We start from the raw sequence: 856 nt of genomic DNA, 5'->3' as shown, positions 1-856 counted from the left end.
GAACGAATGTAATAATTGGTGGAGCCTAGCGGGATCGAACCGCTGACCTCCTGCGTGCAAGGCAGGCGCTCTCCCAGCTGAGCTAAGGCCCCTTATTTAAATGGTCGGGAAGACAGGATTTGAACCTGCGACCCCATGGTCCCAAACCATGTGCTCTACCAAGCTGAGCTACTTCCCGTATAATGGCGCGCCCGAGAGGAGTCGAACCCCTAACCTCTTGATCCGTAGTCAAACGCTCTATCCAATTGAGCTACGGGCGCTAAATGGTGCCGAGGGCCGGACTCGAACCGGCACGGTAGAACCTACCGCAGGATTTTAAGTCCTGTGCGTCTGCCAATTCCGCCACCCCGGCTATGGCTTGGAGCGGAAGACGGGATTCGAACCCGCGACCCCCACCTTGGCAAGGTGGTGTTCTACCACTGAACTACTTCCGCATATACAATTAAATGGTGCGGGTGGAGGGAGTTGAACCCCCACGTCCGAAGACACTAGATCCTAAGTCTAGCGCGTCTGCCAATTCCGCCACACCCGCAAATGGTGAGCCATGAAGGATTCGAACCTTCGACCCTCTGATTAAAAGTCAGATGCTCTACCAACTGAGCTAATGGCTCGTACTAGATGTAATTATAACATCATATTAATTGTATATAGTATATAAGATAATGGTGCCGGCCAGAGGACTTGAACCCCCAACCTACTGATTACAAGTCAGTTGCTCTACCAATTGAGCTAGGCCGGCATAAATGGTGGAGGATGCAGGGCTCGAACCTGCGACCCCCTGCTTGTAAGGCAGGTGCTCTCCCAGCTGAGCTAATCCTCCAATACATTTTTCACTTCTTAAATAATAACATGTCCG

The 856-nt window shown here is 51.8% G+C and carries 9 tRNA genes; all 9 read right to left on the bottom strand.

Annotation, left to right across the window (positions count from 1 at the left end):
• Positions 1 to 16: 16 nt before the first annotated feature.
• Positions 17 to 92: transfer RNA gene (locus JCM12304_RS18850), tRNA-Ala, on the bottom strand.
• Between the two features lie 9 nt (positions 93 to 101).
• Positions 102 to 178 (bottom strand) — tRNA-Pro (locus JCM12304_RS18845).
• 5 nt (positions 179 to 183) lie between these two features.
• Positions 184 to 260: transfer RNA gene (locus JCM12304_RS18840), tRNA-Arg, on the bottom strand.
• A 4-nt stretch (positions 261 to 264) separates the two neighbouring features.
• Positions 265 to 352: transfer RNA gene (locus tag JCM12304_RS18835), tRNA-Leu, on the bottom strand.
• A gap of 7 nt (positions 353 to 359) precedes the next feature.
• Positions 360 to 434: transfer RNA gene (locus JCM12304_RS18830), tRNA-Gly, on the bottom strand.
• A 13-nt stretch (positions 435 to 447) separates the two neighbouring features.
• A tRNA-Leu gene (locus JCM12304_RS18825) sits at positions 448 to 532 on the bottom strand.
• A gap of 3 nt (positions 533 to 535) precedes the next feature.
• A tRNA-Lys gene (locus JCM12304_RS18820) sits at positions 536 to 611 on the bottom strand.
• 52 nt (positions 612 to 663) lie between these two features.
• Positions 664 to 739 (bottom strand) — tRNA-Thr (locus JCM12304_RS18815).
• Between the two features lie 5 nt (positions 740 to 744).
• Positions 745 to 820: transfer RNA gene (locus JCM12304_RS18810), tRNA-Val, on the bottom strand.
• Between the last annotated feature and the right edge of the window lie 36 nt (positions 821 to 856).

The organism is Virgibacillus halodenitrificans JCM 12304 (assembly GCF_001310895.1).
In the GTDB taxonomy this organism is placed as follows: Bacteria; Bacillota; Bacilli; order Bacillales; family Amphibacillaceae; genus Virgibacillus_Q; species Virgibacillus_Q halodenitrificans.
Note: the sequence above shows the minus strand (reverse complement) of the source record. Positions and strands in the feature narration are given on the sequence as shown.